Genomic DNA, 18641 nt, shown 5'->3' on the forward strand with positions numbered 1-18641 from the left:
GTTGGTTTTGATTTATGGTTATGTAATTCCTTGTTTTGAGTTATTTATTTTCAATGTTGTACGCTCTTTTGCGCGTTAGTCAACTAATAGCCCTTGTATTTTATCAAAAACAAATGTTTACGTTTATTTTTGTTTATAGTGCACATTGTTCTTAACAGATTATTGTAAATATTATAAAGTTGATCATTTATGATTGTCTTACTGTTTTTAGCTCTAGAATCTTGGCTGACAGATAACTTTAAGGTGGAAAAGCTTTTATTTATTAATTTTGTTCATTAAATTTACTTGTTCAGTACTGCTGAACATTAAATATTATTGAACAGAGATGTATAAAGATTATGATTTTGTTTATCAAGCAATTGCTTCCTTAGAAGATATTACGGGGGTCTCAATTGTGTTTTGACCCCTATAAAACAAGAGAATTATTCTACATTTCAAAAATTAATTAAACAACACATTTTTTCATTAAAATTAAGTGCTGATCCTGATTCCACTTTTCCATTGGCGTGATCCTTCCTAGTTGCCCATGGAGCCTATCATTATTGTAAAAGACAACATATCGTTTTAAGATTTGCTCGATCTGACCAAAGGTTCTGTAATCAAATCGAGTAAATACCTCCTTTTTAAGTATACCGTGATAAGCCTCAATATGAGCTTGTTATACATGGTTTGTAGCGAATTTATCTACAAATTCATCCTGAGGTTGTGGGCGGAGAATCATTTTATTCTTGGACTTCAGTACCGCCTGACGGAACAAAAAGTACTATGGTTGTGTGCGGCAAGTATTCGTTTTACCATGTAATGAGAAGAGTTTACCATGCAATTTTAATTTTATTACAACCTATATTACCCTACTACCAAATACTATAATTCACAAACCTTATATTTTGAAAATAATAGCAACTAATTTGTTGTAAAACGGCTGATTTATAGATTTATACACGACTATCTGCTTTTGAACAATTCAAACTAGATCAATGACAGCAGCTTTGTTATAAATCAGAGAAATTACTATAAATACACCTAAGATTAATGCGAAATTCTATCGTATTACGTACTTATATTCAACTCCATATATTGTAGTGTTTGGGTTCAGTTGTGTGATTTAATATTTGACAAAAAATTAATTAAATTAAATTCAAATTGACAAAATAATGCTACAATTTCTAGTAAGATGCAAAAAAAATATCAGGTTCAGTTAATAATGTGGTAGATATTAGTTAAATATTACAATACTTTAGCCATAAAAGTTAAAGGAAACGAAAGCACTATAGTTTCATAGTGAGTATAGATAAGCAAACAAACGAATCAATAAAACTTAAAACGCCTATGAGTTAAAATTTAATTCAAAATCAAAAAAACCGGAAGATGTTGGCGCATTTCCCGGTTATAATATTTGATTTAAAATGAGAGTATGTTCAATCACTAAATCTAAACAAAAATATGAAAAATTATGTTTTCACTAAGCTTTCCGATTCCGGAAGGCTTTATAAGGACGGATTAGGACTAAAACTTGCAGCAGTTTTAGTATTGGTAGCCCTTGCTAATGCTCATGCAGCTACAGATAGCCCACGGTTATCTCGCAAGAGCATTCAACCAATTCAAATATCCACACAGCAGGAAACAATTACAGTAACAGGTACCGTTTCGGAAGCCGGAACGAGCATGCCTATTCCGGGAGTGAATATATTGGAAAAAGGTAGCACTAATGGTGTGATGACCGATTTCGACGGGAATTATTCCATTGAGGTTTCCAAGGAAGCTACTTTGGTGGTGAGCTATATTGGTTTTGCGACACAGGAAATACAAGTTAATGGACAGACCACAATTTCTATAAAGCTTGATGTAGAAACACAAGCTTTAGATGAGGTTGTTGTGGTCGGTTATGGTACACAAAAGAAGGTTAATCTTACGGGAGCAGTGAGTTCTGTTGACGGAGAGACACTTAATCGACGTCCGGTGACGAATTCTGCTTCCATGCTACAGGGTCAGGTTCCGGGTCTTAGAGTAGTACAGAATTCGGGAGAACCCGGTAATGAAGGCCTGTCAGTGAGAATACGTGGGCAAGGTACCTTTAGTGGAGCCGGTTCAAACCCTTTGGTGCTGATCGATGGAGTTGAAGGAAGTCTAAATAGTATTGATCCTAATAATATAGAGAATGTATCAGTGCTTAAGGATGCAGCTTCAGCCTCTATTTATGGATCACGTGCGGCAAATGGAGTTATTTTAGTGACCACAAAAAAGGGTAAAGGTGAGGGTGTTAATGTGGAGTATAACTTGAACACATCAATTCATACACCAACCAAACTATTTGATCTTATTACCAATTCAGCTGAATACATGGAGCTATGGAATGAGGCCAAGCAAAACACCGGAATTACTTCGGGCTTATATCCCCAATCTGAAATAGACTTGTATCGCAATGCGACAGATCGCGTGAGGTATCCAAATGCTGATTGGATGGATACAGTCTTTAACCCTGCTTTTGTACAATCCCACCATTTGAGTATCAACGGTACCAAAGGAGATACTAATTATAATTTATCTCTTGGTTATGTTGACCAACCAGGTGTGATGATAGGATTTGACTATCAGCGCTACAACGTTCGTTTTAATTTTGGTTCACAGATCAATGATAATATTAAATTCGGGACCAATCTTGCATTGAAAAAAGGAGATCGAAGTGCACCCAGACAAGGGGCTTCAGATTTGTTTCTTTCTACCCTGTCTCAGGCACCGACCTACTCACCGCGATTAGCGGATGGACGCTACTCATATAAGGCGTATGATTTTGAGGCTAATAATAAGAATCCGGTTGCCATTGTGGAGAATAACGCCCTAAGAAATACGGTTGATTATACCGTGAATGCTCAAGGATGGGTGGATATAAACTTTACAGATAACCTGAACTGGTACACTAAAGTGGCTATTGTAGCAGATTTTGAAAAATGGAAAGACTGGAGACCGCAAGTCCCGCTTTATAATTTCCATAGTGGAGAATTTGCAACTAATCTCGATGTTGGAGGCAGTGGATTAACAGTTAATGATGGCCAGAATATCTATACAAACCTTTTTTCGTATTTAAAATTCGAAGAAACTTTAGCAGAACATCATAACCTTACCGCTCAAATTGGGTATAGTCAGGAATATAACGAAAACCAATATCTCCAAGGTTATAGGCGAGATTATGCCGGGAATAACCTGACCGAACTCGATGCAGGAAGCCCTGCAATACAAAATGCATACGGTTCGACCTACGAATGGGCGTTACAATCTTTTTTCGGTCGATTGGGCTATGACTTTAAACAACGATATCTTGTAGAGTTCAACTTGCGATATGATGGGACTTCACGTTTGCACCAAGATAAGCGCTGGGGGGCATTCCCTTCAGTTTCAGCAGGTTGGAGAGTTACAGAAGAGCCTTTTATTCAAAATGCAAATATAAATTGGCTAAATAATTTGAAAATACGAGGATCTTACGGTGAGTTGGGAAATCAAAATATAGGAGACTATCCTTATCAAGACATCCTTGCATTTACCGGGAACTATCCCTTTGATAATACCAATCTGACTTCAGGTGCTGCGCAATTAGCGCTTTCCAATCAAAATATAATGTGGGAGACTACCAAAATCACAGATATCGGTATTGATATAACAGCCTTTAGGGGACTGGATATTACCTTTGATTGGTATAAGAAAACAACCACAGATATTTTAAGAGGTTCCCAATTAACCGGGATTGTTGGTCTGAATGCACCGACAGTAAATAGCGGGACGATGGAAAACACAGGCTTAGAGCTAAGTCTGCAATACAGAAATATCGTGCAGTCCGGAGTTTTTGAAGGCTTGTCATATAATGCCAGCTTTTATGTCGATAAGTTCAAGAATGAACTAGTTGATTTTGGAGCTCAGGAAATCTCAGGTACGGTAGTTAATGAAGAAGGCCGGCCTTGGAATACTTTCTATATGTTGGAATGGGATGGCATATTTCAAACCCAGGCTGAGGTGGATGCCGCACCAAAACAATATAATGACAATACACAACCCGGGGATCTGCGGTTTAAAGATCAAAATGGGGATGGGGTGATTAATGATGATGACCGAACCTATTTAGACGGGCAATATCCTGATTTTGAATATTCATTCAACTTTAGTTCCAGTTGGAAGAATTTTGATTTTTCGTTCTTCTTCCAAGGAGTTGAAGGTAGAAAAATTTTCGTAAACAATTGGGGGATTCAACCTTTTGTTCAGGGATCGCCTCCGACTACACATTGGAGAGACAGATGGACAGAGGAGAATCCTTCGACAACAATGCCTAAAATTTACTGGGGGTTTAATGCTCCTGATAAAATTCGAAGAAATTCGAGCTATTATCTGCAGGACGCTTCATATTTACGTTTAAAAAACATCACATTGGGATATAGCCTTCCTGATGAAGTGATTCAGCGGTTGAACATTAAGAAACTACGTTTGTATGTTTCAGGGGATAACTTATTAACATTCACAAATTATTTTGGCCTTGATCCTGAAAGGGGTGGTAGTGGGAATTTCCTAAACTATCCACAAAATAAAGTTTATTCACTTGGTCTGAATATCATATTTTAAAGCGCGTATTATGAAAAAATATATCATTTATAGTTTTTTGGTTTTCATCGTCCTTGGAATGGGAAGTTGTGAAACTGATTTTTTAGACAAGAATCCTTTAGATAAATTATCTTCTTCTGAGTTTTGGAAATCAAAATCAGATTTTGACATGGCTTTAGCAGCTGTGTACTCGAGTACTCAAGGTGGAGGAGGGATAATTTCTTATGGAATGCCGAACTGGGATGTACTTACAGATAATGCTTACGGGCAACATAATTACTGGGGAAGTCAGACTTTTGTACAGGGAAACATTTCACCTGCTACCGGTGGATACATCACTGATATGTATGATACCTGTTATAACGGGATCACTCGCGTGAATATATTTCTAAAGCAGCTCGCTAATTATCAGGGGACAGATATAAACGCAGAAACTAAATCTAAATACGAAGCTGAAGCTAAATTTATTCGAGGGTACTACTATTATCTTTTATATTTTAGCTATGGTGCTGTTCCAATAACCACCGAGCCCCTTAATTTGGAAAATCAAATTCAACCCAAATCCCCTGCCCAAGAAGTATTGAATCAAAGTTTGTCTGATATTGATTTTGCGATTGCCAATCTATCACAATCGCTTTATCCGGACAATGCGGGTCATGCGGTAAAGACATCGGCGCAGGCTTTAAAATTACGTGTGCTTATGTATACGGCCTATGATCAGACCGGTTCACCAAACACTGAGATTTTAACGCAGGCAAGGGATCTGGCCTTAGAAATCATGAATTCAGGCTATTCGCTTGATCCAACTTTTGAGAATGTGTTTAGAGACGGTACACAAGAAGATAGTGGGGAGATTATGTTTTCTATTAAATTTTTGGCACCGGATAATTCAACACCAATGGATCAGTGGTATGGAGACTGGTTGGTTGTCAGCCCGCTTCAAAACTTAGTTGATGATTTTGAAGAAGGCGATTTGCGATATGAGAAATCCATTTTTGAAGATATCATCGATATCAATGGGAATATTCATTCTCCTTCCAATGATGATCCTACCGGTTATGGTCTTAAAAAATTCTTGAGCCCTGGTTTGATGCCTTACGGGTATTCTACCCAAAGCCAGCAAGACTGGGTGATGTTGCGTTATGCTGAGGTATTGTTATCTTATGCTGAGGCGCAGAACGAAATTGTGGGGCCTGATCAATCTGTTATTGATGCTGTGGATGCCATAAGAGAACGCGCAGATCTGCAAGGACTTGCGGATGGACTGAACAAGGAAGAGATGAGAGCGCAAATACGGCACGAGCGACGAATAGAATTTGCTTTTGAAGGAATGCGCTATTACGATCTGAAGCGTTGGAGAATTGCCGATGAGGTTTTAAATAATGTAACCGACGGTGTGCTCTCGTACCACTTTGAAGATCGTTTTTACTTGTGGCCGTTACCTCAAACTGAAATCGATAAAAGTCAGGGTGTATTGGAACAAAATCCGGATTATTTATAGATTCATTGGAATGTATATTGAAACAAAAATGTAGAAAATGAAAATACAAATAAATACATTATTATTTGCCATTTCTCTTTTTCAAATAGGCTTTGCTCAGGATAATTTAAAACTCCGGTACGAGCGCCCAGCCGAAATGTGGGAAGAGTCAATACCACTGGGCAATGGTCGTTTAGGGCTTATGCCCGATGGAGGAATATCACAAGAGAAGCTCGTATTGAACGAGATTACGCTGTGGTCCGGCGGGCCACAGGATGCTGATGATCCAAATGCCATTAAACACCTTCCCGAAATACGAAGATTACTATTTGCGGGTAAAAACAGTGAAGCCGAAGCTCTGATGTATAAAACATTTGTGAGCAAAGGTGCCGGTAGTGGTCAAGGAAATGGTGCGAATGTGCCTTATGGTAGTTATCAAATTTTAGGAAACCTTCATTTGGATTACGACTTACCGGAAAAGGTCGAAAACTATAGCCGTGAGTTAGATATTTCCAATGCAGTAGCCTCCACCAGCTTTGAGATTAACGGTGTAACCTATAAAAGGGAATACATCACCAGCTTTTCAGATGATGTGATCCTCATTAAGCTGACCGCAAGTCAGCCGGGAAATATTTCATTTGATCTGCACTTGGACAGGCCTGAAAGGTTCACCACGACAACCAAAGGGAAGGAACTTCAAATGCGTGGGCAATTGAATAACGGTACAGACGGAAAGGGAATGAAATATGCGGTAAACCTAAGAGTTATTCCCGAAGGAGGAGCCTTAGAAGCTACAACGAGCTCTCTCGAACTTGAAGGTGCAAATTCAGCCTTGATATTAATTTCTGCAGCCACCGATTACAAGGATTCAGAATTTGAGAACACCGTAACTGAGGTGCTGGACGTAGTTGCAAAAAAGGCGTATAAAAAGGTAAAGCAAAAGCATATTGAGTTTTACAAAAACATGTTTGACAGAGCTACCTTAGATCTGGGAACAAATCCCAAAGCTGAAGCTCTGCCGATAATAAAGCGTCTTGCACAATTTGCGCAAACTAAAAATGATCCCGGACTGGCAGAACTGTACTTTCAGTTTGGTCGTTATTTGGCAATTTCAAGTACCCGACCGGGCTTGTTGCCTCCCAACCTACAGGGGTTGTGGGCCAATACCTTGCAAACTCCTTGGAATGGTGACTATCATTTAGACGTAAATATTCAAATGAACCATTGGCCTTTAAATGTTGCCAATCTTCCCATGCTGAACGAGCCCTATTACGAGTTAATAAAAGGTCTTGTCGAGCCTGGGGAAAAAACTGCAAAAACCTATTACAATGGAGATGGCTGGGTGGCGCACGTGATTACAAATATTTGGGGCTATACTTCTCCGGGAGAACACCCCTCATGGGGAGCAACTAATTCCGGTTCAGGATGGCTCTCCCAAATGTTGTGGAGGCATTATGTATTTACACAAGACAGGCAATACCTAGAGAAAGTGTATCCTATTTTAAAGGGTTCCGCACAATTTTACAACAGTACCTTGATTGAGTATCCTGAAAAGGACTGGCTGGTAACAGCACCCTCTAATTCTCCGGAAAATTCATTTCGATTGCCTAATGGGAAAACCGCTCATGTGACTATTGCTCCAACAGTGGACAATCAGATTATAAGAGCCCTATTCCAAAATGTAATTACGGCTTCTGAGATCTTAAACACCGACAAAGAGTTCAGAAAAGAGCTAGAGCGCGATATTGTAAAACTACCTCCTAACCAAATCTCAAGTGAAGGACGTCTGATGGAGTGGATTAAAGAATATCAGGAACCGGAACCGCATCATCGCCATGTTTCACATCTTTGGGGACTTTATCCGGGTAATGAAATCAGCCTTAGCAAAACTCCTGAGTTGGCCCGAGCAGCAGAGAAAACCTTAATCAAGAGGGGTGATGTGAGTACGGGCTGGTCATTAGCTTGGAAAATTAACCTCTGGGCGCGACTTGGCGATGGAGAACGGGCGTATAAGCTGTTTGGCGATTTGCTCAAGCCCGTAACTGAAACCGGATTTAATATGACCGATGGCGGTGGAACCTATCCGAATTTATTTTGCGCCCATCCACCCTTTCAAATTGATGGAAATTTCGGTGGTACCGCCGGTATCGCTGAGATGTTAATTCAAAGCCATGAGGGGTTTATTAATTTTCTACCGGCACTCCCCAGGGCATGGGGGAATGGCAGTTATAACGGTTTGCGAGTCCGAGGTGGAGGTGAAGTAGAGGTGTCATGGGAAAAGGGTGAGGTGGTCAGTGCTCGGCTCAGGGCTACAACAAAAAACACTTTTAAGATTAAAATACCGCATACCATTAAGAGTTATACCATAAGTAATAAGCCAAAACAACGAATCGCAATTGATGCAAAATTTATCACCCTTGACCTTGAGCAAGGAGATCAAGTTCGGTTTTTTACGGTACTCTAAAGAAAATTCAATATTGAAGTATTGGAATAGCGTATAGTGTTTTTATATGCTATTCCAATTGCTTCTGTTTTGAACAGAGCAACATACAACCCAGCTCTAAGATTGAAGCTCAACTTGTATACATGTTCAATCAAATTGAAGCTTGAAACAACAAGTCCAACATTATTAATCCAAAAAGTTATGAAGACGAATTCTGTTTACAGCTACCCTTTAATTTGGATCGTGCTCATTTTATTTTTAACAGCAGGTTCTGAGTTAAAAGCTCAAACAATCATAGACCTCAAAGATTACGGTATTGTACCCAATTCCTTTGAAAATGCTTCTCATGCGCTAGTGCGAGCAATAGCGGATGCAAAGAAAGAAAAAAACGCAGTGATCCGCTTTCCCGGGGGTCGAATAGATTTATGGCCTCAAGGCACCAGAAGTAAGGAATACTTTGTGTCCAACACCACAGAGGCAGACAGTTTAACTAAGGTGAAGTCGGTTGGTATTTTACTTGATAATATGCATAATATCACCCTGGAAGGGAATAATACCCTTGTCATGATTCATGGAAAAATGGTACACCTGGCCATTGACAACAGTAGTGGAATTAAGGTAAAAGATCTCCAGTTTGACTATGAAAGACCAACGATGTCTGAGATGGAGGTATTAGAATTGAATGATAATGCTATTACAGTGCGCGTACATAAAGATTCCAAGTACTGGATGGAAGAAGATAAAGTTAGTTGGTATGGGCAGGGGTGGAAGGCCAAAAAAGCCAATATGCACTTAATAATTTATCGCCCTTCTTTAGAGACGATGTATTATGGCGATTACACATTTTTAGCCAATGGAAAGGCCGCTGAAATTGCCCCAAATACCTTAAGGTACACCGGGGACTTTTCTAACGTTAAATATCGAGTAGGAGATATACTGACCTTTCGTGATGTTTATAGAGATTATTTAGGGATATTAAATCATTTTTCAAATGATATATCTTTTAAAAATATCCAGATACATTATATGCACGGTATGGGAATGGTAAGCCAGTTCTCAAAAAATATTCATATTGATAATTTTATCGGAAAACCTAGAGATGATTCCGGACGTACTATTGCAGCCTTTGCTGATTTCTTACATTTCTCAGGGTGTTACGGTGAAATTACAGTAGAAAACAGTTTGTTTTCAGGATCTCATGATGACGGTATTAATGTCCACGGCACGCATCTTCGAGTGATATCGCATAAGGACAATACCATTAAAGTTCGATTTATGCATCATCAAACCTGGAATTTGATGGCTTTTGAGCCGGGAGACTCCATTGGTCTTGTGAATAACAAGACTCTAATTGTTTATGATTTTGCCAAAATAAAGAAGGTTTCCAAAATTAATCCAAGAGAACTGGAACTCACCCTAGATCGCCCTGTTTCTGAAGAATTAAGAGAAGGACATGTTGTGGAGAATCTCACAAAAACTCCTAAGGTGACCATTAGAAATAACCGATTTGAACATACCAATACTCGAGGTATTCTGATGACAACCCGAAAAAAAGTACTGATTGAAAACAATACCTTTTTCAGAACCGGAATGCATGCTATATTGATTGCAGATGATGCGAATTCCTGGTATGAGTCCGGACCTGTTACAGATGTAACCATCCGTAATAACAAATTCGTCGAGTGCGGCTATAATTCTTTTCCAAATACTTACCCTATAGCAATTATGCCTGAAGCAAAAGAGTTTGCAGAAGATAGGTATGTACATTCCAATATTCATATTACAGATAATGAATTTTCCCTATTCGCACCACCGCTACTCTTTGCCAGAGCAACAAAAAAATTAACTTTTGAAAATAATCACATTACAGGTCAAGCTACCAAAGATTTTCCTTTGAGCGAAAAGCCCATGTTTTTCTTAGAGCATTGTGCTAATGTAGATATTGTAAACAATCAATTCGATACACAGTTTTCAGAAAAAAACATACAGTTAGAGCATATGCAAAAAGGACAATTAAAGTACAGACCTAAAAGGCCTTTTAAATTAATTGAAAGTGTTCATAAAATGGAGTAAAACAATTGTTATTATGCTGTATAAAACACTTGGGGAATGAACGATTAAATGGAATTTTAATTCTTTGGAACGAGTCATCGATAAAAATATTCAAAAGGGAAAAGGTAATAATGCGGTTTAAGTCATTATTACCTCCATATTTTTGGTAGCTCCGAACAAGGGAACGTTTTGTCATTTACTCACTTTTTTTCTCATTTTCAGAAAATTCAAAGGTGTCATTACAGCGATTGATGAATTTCTATAATCTTTTATATATCTAGTAATTATTACATCCAAATCTTTAATTGTCAATGCAGACGAATATTGAACAGAATCTTCATAAGCCGAGAAATTGTTTTTTAAAGCTTGGATAATTTCCTTTTTGGTCGTCCCAACAATTTCTGTCATTTCAGTTAATAACTCAACAACTTCAATCGTTTTTTTGTGTCCTAAAAGCCTTCTAACGATATAGTAAATGTTATTAATGCTGATAGCAGACAAATACAGTTTTACATTTCCTTGTTCATTAAGCTCAAAAATTTCACTTGCCGGGTTCGCATGAGGTTCTCTGTCTGTGAAAAAGTCAATGACTACATCCGAATCTACAAAAAGTTTATATTCCATATTTTTTTGAAAGTTCTTCGGTTAAAACTTGCTTGTAGTCAAAATTGTTATCGGTTTTAATAATTCCCCTAAGTTTTCGAACTTTTGGAGAAAGTTGCTTTTCCTTGATTTTTACTCTTTCTACAGTTACAAACTTGAAATAGTTCTCGACCATTTCAGAGATGCTTTGCCCTTTTTCCTTTGCATATTCCTTTGCAATTTTGATAACCTCCTTTTCTATTGTCAAAGTTAATTTAGTGTTCATAATATTTTCTTTTCAACAAAGGAACGTGTTTAATTTTAATATACGTGTTTAGGGTTGCGGTATTAGGGCTCCGGACTTGTCGGGTTGCTCTTTGAGACATTTGTGAAACGTATGCGGCCAGACATCATTAAAATCATTGATCGCATAATTACCTATGTGATATTTGTTTTACTCAGAAATGTAGTCGAAATAATTCACCTAGGTTTTGTTTCGGGTCAAAATCTCCAATAAATCCGCTTTCTTCACGTTCTAACCAATCGTGAACTGACCGGTGGCTAAATTCGCTTCATGACATTTTCAGTGATACGATCACATCTACTGAAACCAAATTCAAAGACTTGTTTGTCATTGACCACCTGGTAGAGTTTTTCTTTAAGCATATCTTTTGACCGGTGCAGACGTATCTTAACATTAGCTACGGTCAGATCCAAAGCGATCGCAATTTCTTTTAAACTCATTTCTTCCACCTCTTTCATAACGTAGACAGTCCTGTACTTGAGGTCTAAGCTGTCAATAGCATTTTCTAATAATTGTTTTGCTTCGCTGCGTATCATCTTCTCCTGTGGATTTAATTGCCTGCTATCCGGAATTTCTAAAATGGTGTTGCTTAAATGATCAGAAGAAGTATTTAACTCATAAATTCTTCCCTTATCTTTCAGTCTAGCTAAAGATTCATTAATACCTATACGGATAAGCCAAGTGGAAAACTGAGATTGCAATTTAAAGAGATACAGTTTCGTGAAGGCCTTGACATAGGTGTCTTGCATAATGTCTTCAATCTCTGCTTCATCCTTTAAATAGCTCCTGACGATTCTGTAGAGCTTTTGGTTGTTACGCTTTACCAGAATCTCATAAAGCTCCTTCTCTCCGGTTAAAATGCGTTTAATGATTTCGTTTTCTTCCAGCTTGTGATTTTTAACATCGTTGATTGGTATTGCTTCCATGGTGTGTCTTTTACTTTAGATAGGAAACTGTGAAATAAGTTACAAAATTTTGTATCCTTTTTGCCCATTTACAATCAAAAAGGAGTAACACGTTTTAAATAACCAAAAAATTATAATCATGAATTCAAATGTTCAACTCGTAAAAAACATCCTTAAGTACACCTTTGGTCTGGTACCTATTGTAGCAGGATTAGACAAATTCACCAACATTCTAACCCAATGGACTCAATACATCTCTGATGGATTTGCAGCTATGCTTCCTTTTGAACCTACCACATTTATGATGATCGTGGGTATCATAGAAATCGTTGCCGGATTTTTAGTTTTAACGAGAACAAAACTAGGAGCCTATGTGGTCTCGGCATGGCTGGTAGCCATTGCACTTACTTTAATATTTAGTTGGACTTATGTAGATGTTGCCGTTAGAGATTTAGTAATGGCCATCGCTGCATTTTCATTAGCAAAATTAGCTGAAGAAAAAAGTAAAACTGCTTAAGCAATCTATCTTATGTTTCATTTAGGATACATTTATTGCGATTACGCACTATAAAGTTTAATGCAACAACATGAATTACGCTCAAGAAGCGATAAGATAAAGGTTGGTTTGACATGAAAGAAAAATGGGGTATCCTGCTAGGGTATCTCATTTTTCTGCTTTAAAAGTATTCTATCATCAACTTAAAGTGAATCCTTAATTTATGTGAAACAGATGAAAAAACATAAATACAGCCTTGTATTTTTCACCCAACTTTGCTCTTAATACCGAGAAGGCTTTGGTGATCTGAGCTTCTACCGTTTTTACAGAAACACTTAAATGTTCCGCAATTTCCTGATTGGTGAGTCCCTCTTTTTTACTGAGGATAAAAACCTGTTTACACTTTTCTGGTAGATGGCTGATTTCCTTATCAACGATAGCAAGCATTTTATCAAAGGAATCATTGGTGGATTGATCCATAATTTCTCCCAAAGACGCTACATATTTTTCCTGCAATACCATCCTAGCCCTATGCTTTTGGATATAGTTTATAGACTCATTATAGACGGATTTAAACAAGAAGCTCTGAATCGAATAGGCTTCATCCAGACGATTACGAAAATCCCAAGTTTTTAAGAACACATTTTGTACCATATCCTGTGCCATGTCTTGATCACAAACCAGTGACAGCGCATACGCATGCAGTCTTCTATGGTAGGTGTTTAGCAAATACAGGTATGCTGTTTCATTACCATTTTTTAACTGCTGAACCAAAATAGCGTTGTCTGTTAAATCCATGGATTATCGATTAAGTGCTTAAAAATAGGATTAATTGCATGGATTTAATACGAAATCGGCAAAATAATCCTGCAAACTATTAGGGTTATCAAAATTTGTCTTGTATTACTAGTAAAGACCATACTATGATTTCTTCGGAATTCGAAACTATAATAGAAAAATTTTTAAGCTGCTCCGCCAGCAGGGAAGAACTTGAGGCATTAGAGACTTGGTTACAGCTCCCTGAAAATGAAGCTATTTTCAAGGAGTATATAGAAGCCGATTATGCACTGGTTCTCGGTGTAAACGATCCGGATCCAAGTGTAATTCGGAAAAGGTTACTGGAGAAGATACGAAACGAGCAGAAAAAGGAAAATGAGCGTAGTGGATTCCGCCACTTTTTAAAATATGCTGCCATGGTTGTAGTGGCATTAGGACTTTTCTATTTTGCAGGTCAAGAATTTCTAAACTCCTCCAATAACATCGCTGTAGTTCCAAAACAAGAAGCCATAACGCTGGAACTGGACAATGGAGAAGTTGTCATTATCCCGGAAATCGGATCCTCTAACATTACCGATGCTAAAGGAAAGGTAATAGGTCAGCAACAAGGAGAACAACTTAGTTATGATCAATTACCTTCCCGAAAAGAATTGCATTACAATACCTTAAAGGTACCCTTTGGCAGGCGTTTTAACCTTACACTTTCCGATGGAACCAAGGTTTTCTTAAATGCAGGAAGTTCTATGCGCTATCCAACAGCATTTTTACCGGGGAAGAGAAGACAGGTGTTTTTAGAAGGAGAAGCCTACTTTGATGTTATCCATAATGATAATCTCTTTGAAGTATCGATGGATCCGATAACCGTTAAAGTATTTGGAACTCAGTTCAACGTTTCTAACTACCCCGAGGATAAGGATACCGAAATAGTCTTACTAAAGGGCTCTGTGGGGCTCACTGCTGCAGACAAGAAAGCGGAGCAGCAACAAACAGTTTTCCTCGAGCCCGGTTATAAAGGTGCTTTCAATAAGGAGGATCGTCGTATTAGCACCCAAAAGGTGGACACGAACTTATTTACCGGCTGGATGAATGGTGATATGGTATTTAGAAACACCTCTTTTGCGAACATTCTAAAAAAATTAGAACGGCAATATAATGTTACCATTGTCAATAACAATACGGCATTAGCACAAGAGCATTTCAATGCAACCATTGCCACGAAAGATGAAGCCATTGAACAGGTATTGGGTTATTTCAATACCCTCCATGGAATTGACTATAGTATTATCGATAACAAAATAGTAATCAATTAAAACCAAGTGCCTATGATGAAAAAAACCTTCCCCAAACTACATAGCGCTCTTTTCGCCAAGTACCGTGTAAAAACTGAAGAATCGGAAAATGGTGCAACATTTCCCGATTCGGTGTCAAGAGATTGAATATCTAAAACAATCTTTAAAAACATTCAAAACTATGCAAAAACCATTAATACCCGGTAGAAATTCTACCTGGGTTGTAAAATTTGATCTGAAAATGAAGTTATCGCTTCTACTTTTGATAACCGCAGGCTTTGTTATGCAAGCCAACGATTCCTACTCCCAAAGGGCTAAGATATCCCTTGATATGGAGGATGTGAGTGTTGAAAGCGTATTAGACGAAATTGAATCAACATCTGAGTTTAAGTTCTTTTTCAACACCAAGACTGTAGACCTGGATCGCAAGGTCACTATTAAAGCCAATAAGATGCCGATTAAAAAGGTCATGGAACTGATATTCAATCAGGGCCACACCAAGGTAATCTTAAAGGACCGTACCATTATATTAAAACAAATGGATGAAGCTTCTCAACAGAAGACCCCGTTCAACAACTCAACTTCCATGTCAACCACCACCGTCCAACAAGAAGTCAGTGGGACTGTGATGGATTCCAATGGTGTGCCTCTAGTAGGAGCGAATGTCGTAGAGAAGGGAACCACCAATGGAGTCACTGTTGATTTTGACGGTAATTTTACCATTTCAATATCAGGTGATACTGCTGTTTTAGTGGTGTCTTATATTGGTTTTGATCCTCAGGAAGTAACAGCAACCTCCGGGGCTACCTTAAATGTGATATTAGAAGAAAGTACCGCTGCCTTAGATGAGGTAGTGGTAGTAGGTTACGGTACCCAAAAGAAAGTAAATATTACAGGTGCCATAACCTCAATTAATACTGCAGAAATCAACGAGGTACCGACAAGTAATTTGTCAAACGCTCTTGCAGGTCGTGCTCCGGGTGTTAACATCACAAATACTTCCGGTTTAGCCGGTGCTTCCTCGGACATTAGAATCCGAGGAGGGTTTGGGGAGCCCCTGTATGTCATTGACGGCATAGTAAGAGATAAAGAAGCATTCGATGCCCTTAATGCTAATGAAGTTGAACAACTAAGTTTTTTAAAGGATGCAGCTACAGCTTCTATTTATGGATCTAGAGCGGGTAACGGAGTTGTTCTGGTTACGACCAAAAAAGGTCGTAATCAAAAACCGGTCTTCAATTTTCAAACCTCCTATACCACATCCTCTCCAACTCAGACGCTGCTTTCGGATTTGACCACGGCAACGGATGAACTTATATATCAAAATAGAGTGGCAGCCTTTAACGGTACCACACCTCCTAACGGACCCGAAGAGTTCGCGTATTTTGAGAATAGGAGCTATAATGTGAATGATATGATATGGAGGAATCCTAACTCTTTGGATTATACCATGAGCGTTAACGGCGGTAGTGAATCCATCACCTATTTTACCTTGGCGAGTTATCGCGGACAACAAGGATCTTTTAAAGGCTTGGATTATAACAAGTTTAATGTGCGTTCCAATGTGTCGGCCAAACTGTCAAAGAGCATTACTTTAGATGTGAATCTTGCAGCAAGTCAACAAAACCACGATCGGTTTTATTGGCCGTTCTCACCGGATGATGATTATGATGTTTCCGATCTTTATCGCGTAACATTTAACTGGCCTAAAACATATCCGTTTTACACCACAGCAGACGGCACTCCCAGTAACGAGGTTACGGATTACCCGGTTCAAACACCCATGGGAAGTTGGCTCGCTTGGAGTGTTATTGATCAAATCGTAGGAGATCGATACATCAAAACCAGAAAGCGCCAACTGAATTCTCTTATTGCATTAGATATTGATTTGGGTACCTATATCAAAGGACTTTCTACAAAATTTGTAGGAAGCTATGTAGCCAAGGACTATATGAGAAAACATTATTTGACCTTTCAGGAAAACTACGTTTTCAATCAGGCAGACCCGGACGGAAACCGATTTATCCCGGGGGCACCGGATCCGAATAAGACCAACACCTTTACCTTTAGCAATAACCAAGAGTTCTTGAGTTATGATATCAATACGGCTAGAGAGTATCAGCTTAACTGGTTTATCAACTACGATAACAGGTTTGAGAATCACGGAATCAAAGCCATGGCAGTATTTGAACAGGCTGAAAACGGACTCTACGGAGCCTATGCTAAAGCAGAAGATCCACTAACACATATGGATCAGGACTTTGTGTATTCAACGGACTCTGAGCGGAGATATGGTAGTGGCTACGAAGAAATAGGAGCCAGGCAGTCTCTAATAGGTCGTGTGAATTATGACTTTAAAGAAAAGTATATCGCTGAGTTTTCATTTCGTTATGATGGGAATACGTTATTCCCGGAGCATAAGCGATGGGGATTCTTTCCTTCCTTCTCTGCAGCCTGGAGGATTTCAGAGGAATCCTTTATGTCTGGAGTCAGTTGGATAAACGAACTCAAAATAAGAGGTTCCTATGGAACAACGGGGAACGATTTAGATATTAATAACGATAAGATAGCTCCATTTTCGTTTCTTAACACCTATGGCAATAGGGGTAGTTATATTTTTGGAGGTGACCTGTATCGTGGTATCGGCCCCGGTGCAACACCAAATCCGAACCTAACCTGGGCGACATCCACCACCTATAACGCCGGGGTAAACTTCGAGCTATTGGATCGAAAACTTATCGGATCCATAGATGTATTTAAAAAAGAAGAGGTCGATATCTTAGGGTCGAGACTGGTTACTTTACCGGCGAGTTATGGTCAAGCCTTAGCGCCAGAAAATTATGCGGAACGTTCATGGCGCGGAGGTGAATTCTCCATCATGTGGCGTGACTTTTCAGAAGATGGAAAGTTCAGATATTCCATATACGCAAACATTGGTTATGCTAAGGATCAATGGGATAAAATCGATCAGGATCCAATTTTTGAACCTGGAGGGCTAAGAGCTTCCGAATCCAAAATAGGACAGCCTATTGACCGTATTTTTGGTTTAAGATCTAAGGGTATAATACGTACCCAAGAACAAGTTGATGAGCTTATAGCTCAAGGCTTTACACAATACGGTCGAGATCCTTATCTGGGAGGGCTGCTTTTTGAAGATGTCCGAGGCGATGGTTATTCCAAAGGGCCGGATGGTAAAATTGACGGAAATGACTTTCAACTCCTATCCGAGAACGCCATCCCCAGGGTAAACTATGGCTTTGGTTTTAATCTGGGTTATGGAAACTTCTCTATAGCAGCGCATTTTCAAGGCGTCACCAATTACGATCGTATCATAAGCAACCAAGAAGGGGCAGGGATGCGGCAACACGGTGGAACCGTACGTCCTTACTATCCAATTTGGGCAAGTGATGTTTGGACTCCCGATAATCCAGATGCTAAATATCCTCGTGTTATTGGAAAAAACTGGTATGAGTCAGGCACGGGTTCTACTTCTTATTGGATTCATAATGGCGCTTATGTGCGTTTGAAAAATTTAAACATAGGCTATAGCTTACCTGAAGATGTATTGAAAACCTTTGGCGTATCAAGTATCCAGTTGTTTTTCAACGGAACCAACTTGTTTAGTATTTCAGACATTACAGAATTTCATGATCCTGAACAAAAGAATTACGATTCTTACCCTGTGATGAAATCGTATTCTCTTGGTATGAACCTTAAATTTTAAATCAG

Annotated in this window: 12 protein-coding genes; 7 read left to right on the forward strand and 5 right to left on the reverse strand. The window is 38.8% G+C overall.

Features of this window, described 5'->3' with window-relative positions:
* Window positions 1-445 precede the first annotated feature (445 nt).
* Window positions 446-649, reverse strand: a complete 204-nt coding sequence (locus ACN0TV_RS01570) for an IS3 family transposase (RefSeq protein WP_417359940.1) — start codon at window positions 647-649, stop codon at window positions 446-448.
* A 794-nt stretch (window positions 650-1443) separates the two neighbouring features.
* Here ACN0TV_RS01570 and ACN0TV_RS01575 point away from each other — a divergent pair.
* The 4 genes from ACN0TV_RS01575 to ACN0TV_RS01590 all read left to right on the forward strand — a co-directional run bounded on the left by ACN0TV_RS01575 (window position 1444) and on the right by ACN0TV_RS01590 (window position 10580).
* Window positions 1444-4605 carry a SusC/RagA family TonB-linked outer membrane protein gene (locus ACN0TV_RS01575; protein ID WP_417359433.1) on the forward strand — a complete coding sequence of 1054 codons (3162 nt, stop codon included), beginning with the start codon at window positions 1444-1446 and terminating at the stop codon, window positions 4603-4605.
* Window positions 4606-4615: 10 nt separating this feature from the next.
* On the forward strand, window positions 4616-6085 hold the full coding sequence (locus ACN0TV_RS01580) for a RagB/SusD family nutrient uptake outer membrane protein (protein WP_417359435.1): 1470 nt from the start codon (window positions 4616-4618) through the stop codon (window positions 6083-6085).
* Window positions 6086-6122: 37 nt separating this feature from the next.
* A complete protein-coding gene (locus tag ACN0TV_RS01585) occupies window positions 6123-8528 on the forward strand; it encodes a glycosyl hydrolase family 95 catalytic domain-containing protein (protein WP_417359438.1) in 2406 nt (801 codons plus the stop codon).
* A 180-nt stretch (window positions 8529-8708) separates the two neighbouring features.
* Entirely contained in the window at window positions 8709-10580 is a 1872-nt protein-coding gene (locus ACN0TV_RS01590) for a right-handed parallel beta-helix repeat-containing protein (protein ID WP_417359440.1), read from the forward strand.
* A 171-nt stretch (window positions 10581-10751) separates the two neighbouring features.
* Here ACN0TV_RS01590 and ACN0TV_RS01595 read toward each other — a convergent pair whose 3' ends face one another.
* From ACN0TV_RS01595 to ACN0TV_RS01605, 3 genes are all read right to left on the reverse strand, one after another.
* Entirely contained in the window at window positions 10752-11183 is a 432-nt protein-coding gene (locus ACN0TV_RS01595) for a type II toxin-antitoxin system VapC family toxin (RefSeq protein ID WP_417359442.1), read from the reverse strand.
* Window positions 11173-11427 (reverse strand): DUF6364 family protein, encoded by a 255-nt coding sequence (locus ACN0TV_RS01600; RefSeq protein WP_417359444.1) that lies wholly within the window; start codon window positions 11425-11427, stop codon window positions 11173-11175. Before ACN0TV_RS01600 ends, ACN0TV_RS01595 begins: the two co-directional genes overlap by 11 nt.
* A gap of 275 nt (window positions 11428-11702) precedes the next feature.
* Window positions 11703-12371, reverse strand: coding sequence for an RNA polymerase sigma factor (locus tag ACN0TV_RS01605; protein ID WP_417359446.1), 669 nt, complete (start codon window positions 12369-12371; stop codon window positions 11703-11705).
* A 118-nt stretch (window positions 12372-12489) separates the two neighbouring features.
* Here ACN0TV_RS01605 and ACN0TV_RS01610 point away from each other — a divergent pair, with 118 nt between their 5' ends.
* Window positions 12490-12867, forward strand: coding sequence for a hypothetical protein (locus ACN0TV_RS01610; RefSeq protein ID WP_417359448.1), 378 nt, complete (start codon window positions 12490-12492; stop codon window positions 12865-12867).
* A 195-nt stretch (window positions 12868-13062) separates the two neighbouring features.
* Here the strand turns inward: ACN0TV_RS01610 and ACN0TV_RS01615 are convergent, their stop codons facing one another.
* Window positions 13063-13644 carry an RNA polymerase sigma-70 factor gene (locus tag ACN0TV_RS01615; protein ID WP_417359450.1) on the reverse strand — a complete coding sequence of 194 codons (582 nt, stop codon included), beginning with the start codon at window positions 13642-13644 and terminating at the stop codon, window positions 13063-13065.
* 125 nt (window positions 13645-13769) lie between these two features.
* Between ACN0TV_RS01615 and ACN0TV_RS01620 the strand changes: the two genes are divergently transcribed.
* Together ACN0TV_RS01620 and ACN0TV_RS01625 are read left to right on the forward strand one after the other, a co-directional pair.
* Entirely contained in the window at window positions 13770-14933 is a 1164-nt protein-coding gene (locus ACN0TV_RS01620; RefSeq protein ID WP_417359454.1) for a FecR domain-containing protein, read from the forward strand.
* A gap of 160 nt (window positions 14934-15093) precedes the next feature.
* Window positions 15094-18636: a SusC/RagA family TonB-linked outer membrane protein gene (locus tag ACN0TV_RS01625; protein ID WP_417359456.1), complete on the forward strand. Its 3543-nt coding sequence runs from the start codon at window positions 15094-15096 to the stop codon at window positions 18634-18636.
* The last annotated feature ends 5 nt before the right edge of the window (window positions 18637-18641 follow it).

The organism is Galbibacter sp. (assembly GCF_048266365.1).
In the GTDB taxonomy this organism is placed as follows: Bacteria; Bacteroidota; Bacteroidia; order Flavobacteriales; family Flavobacteriaceae; genus Galbibacter.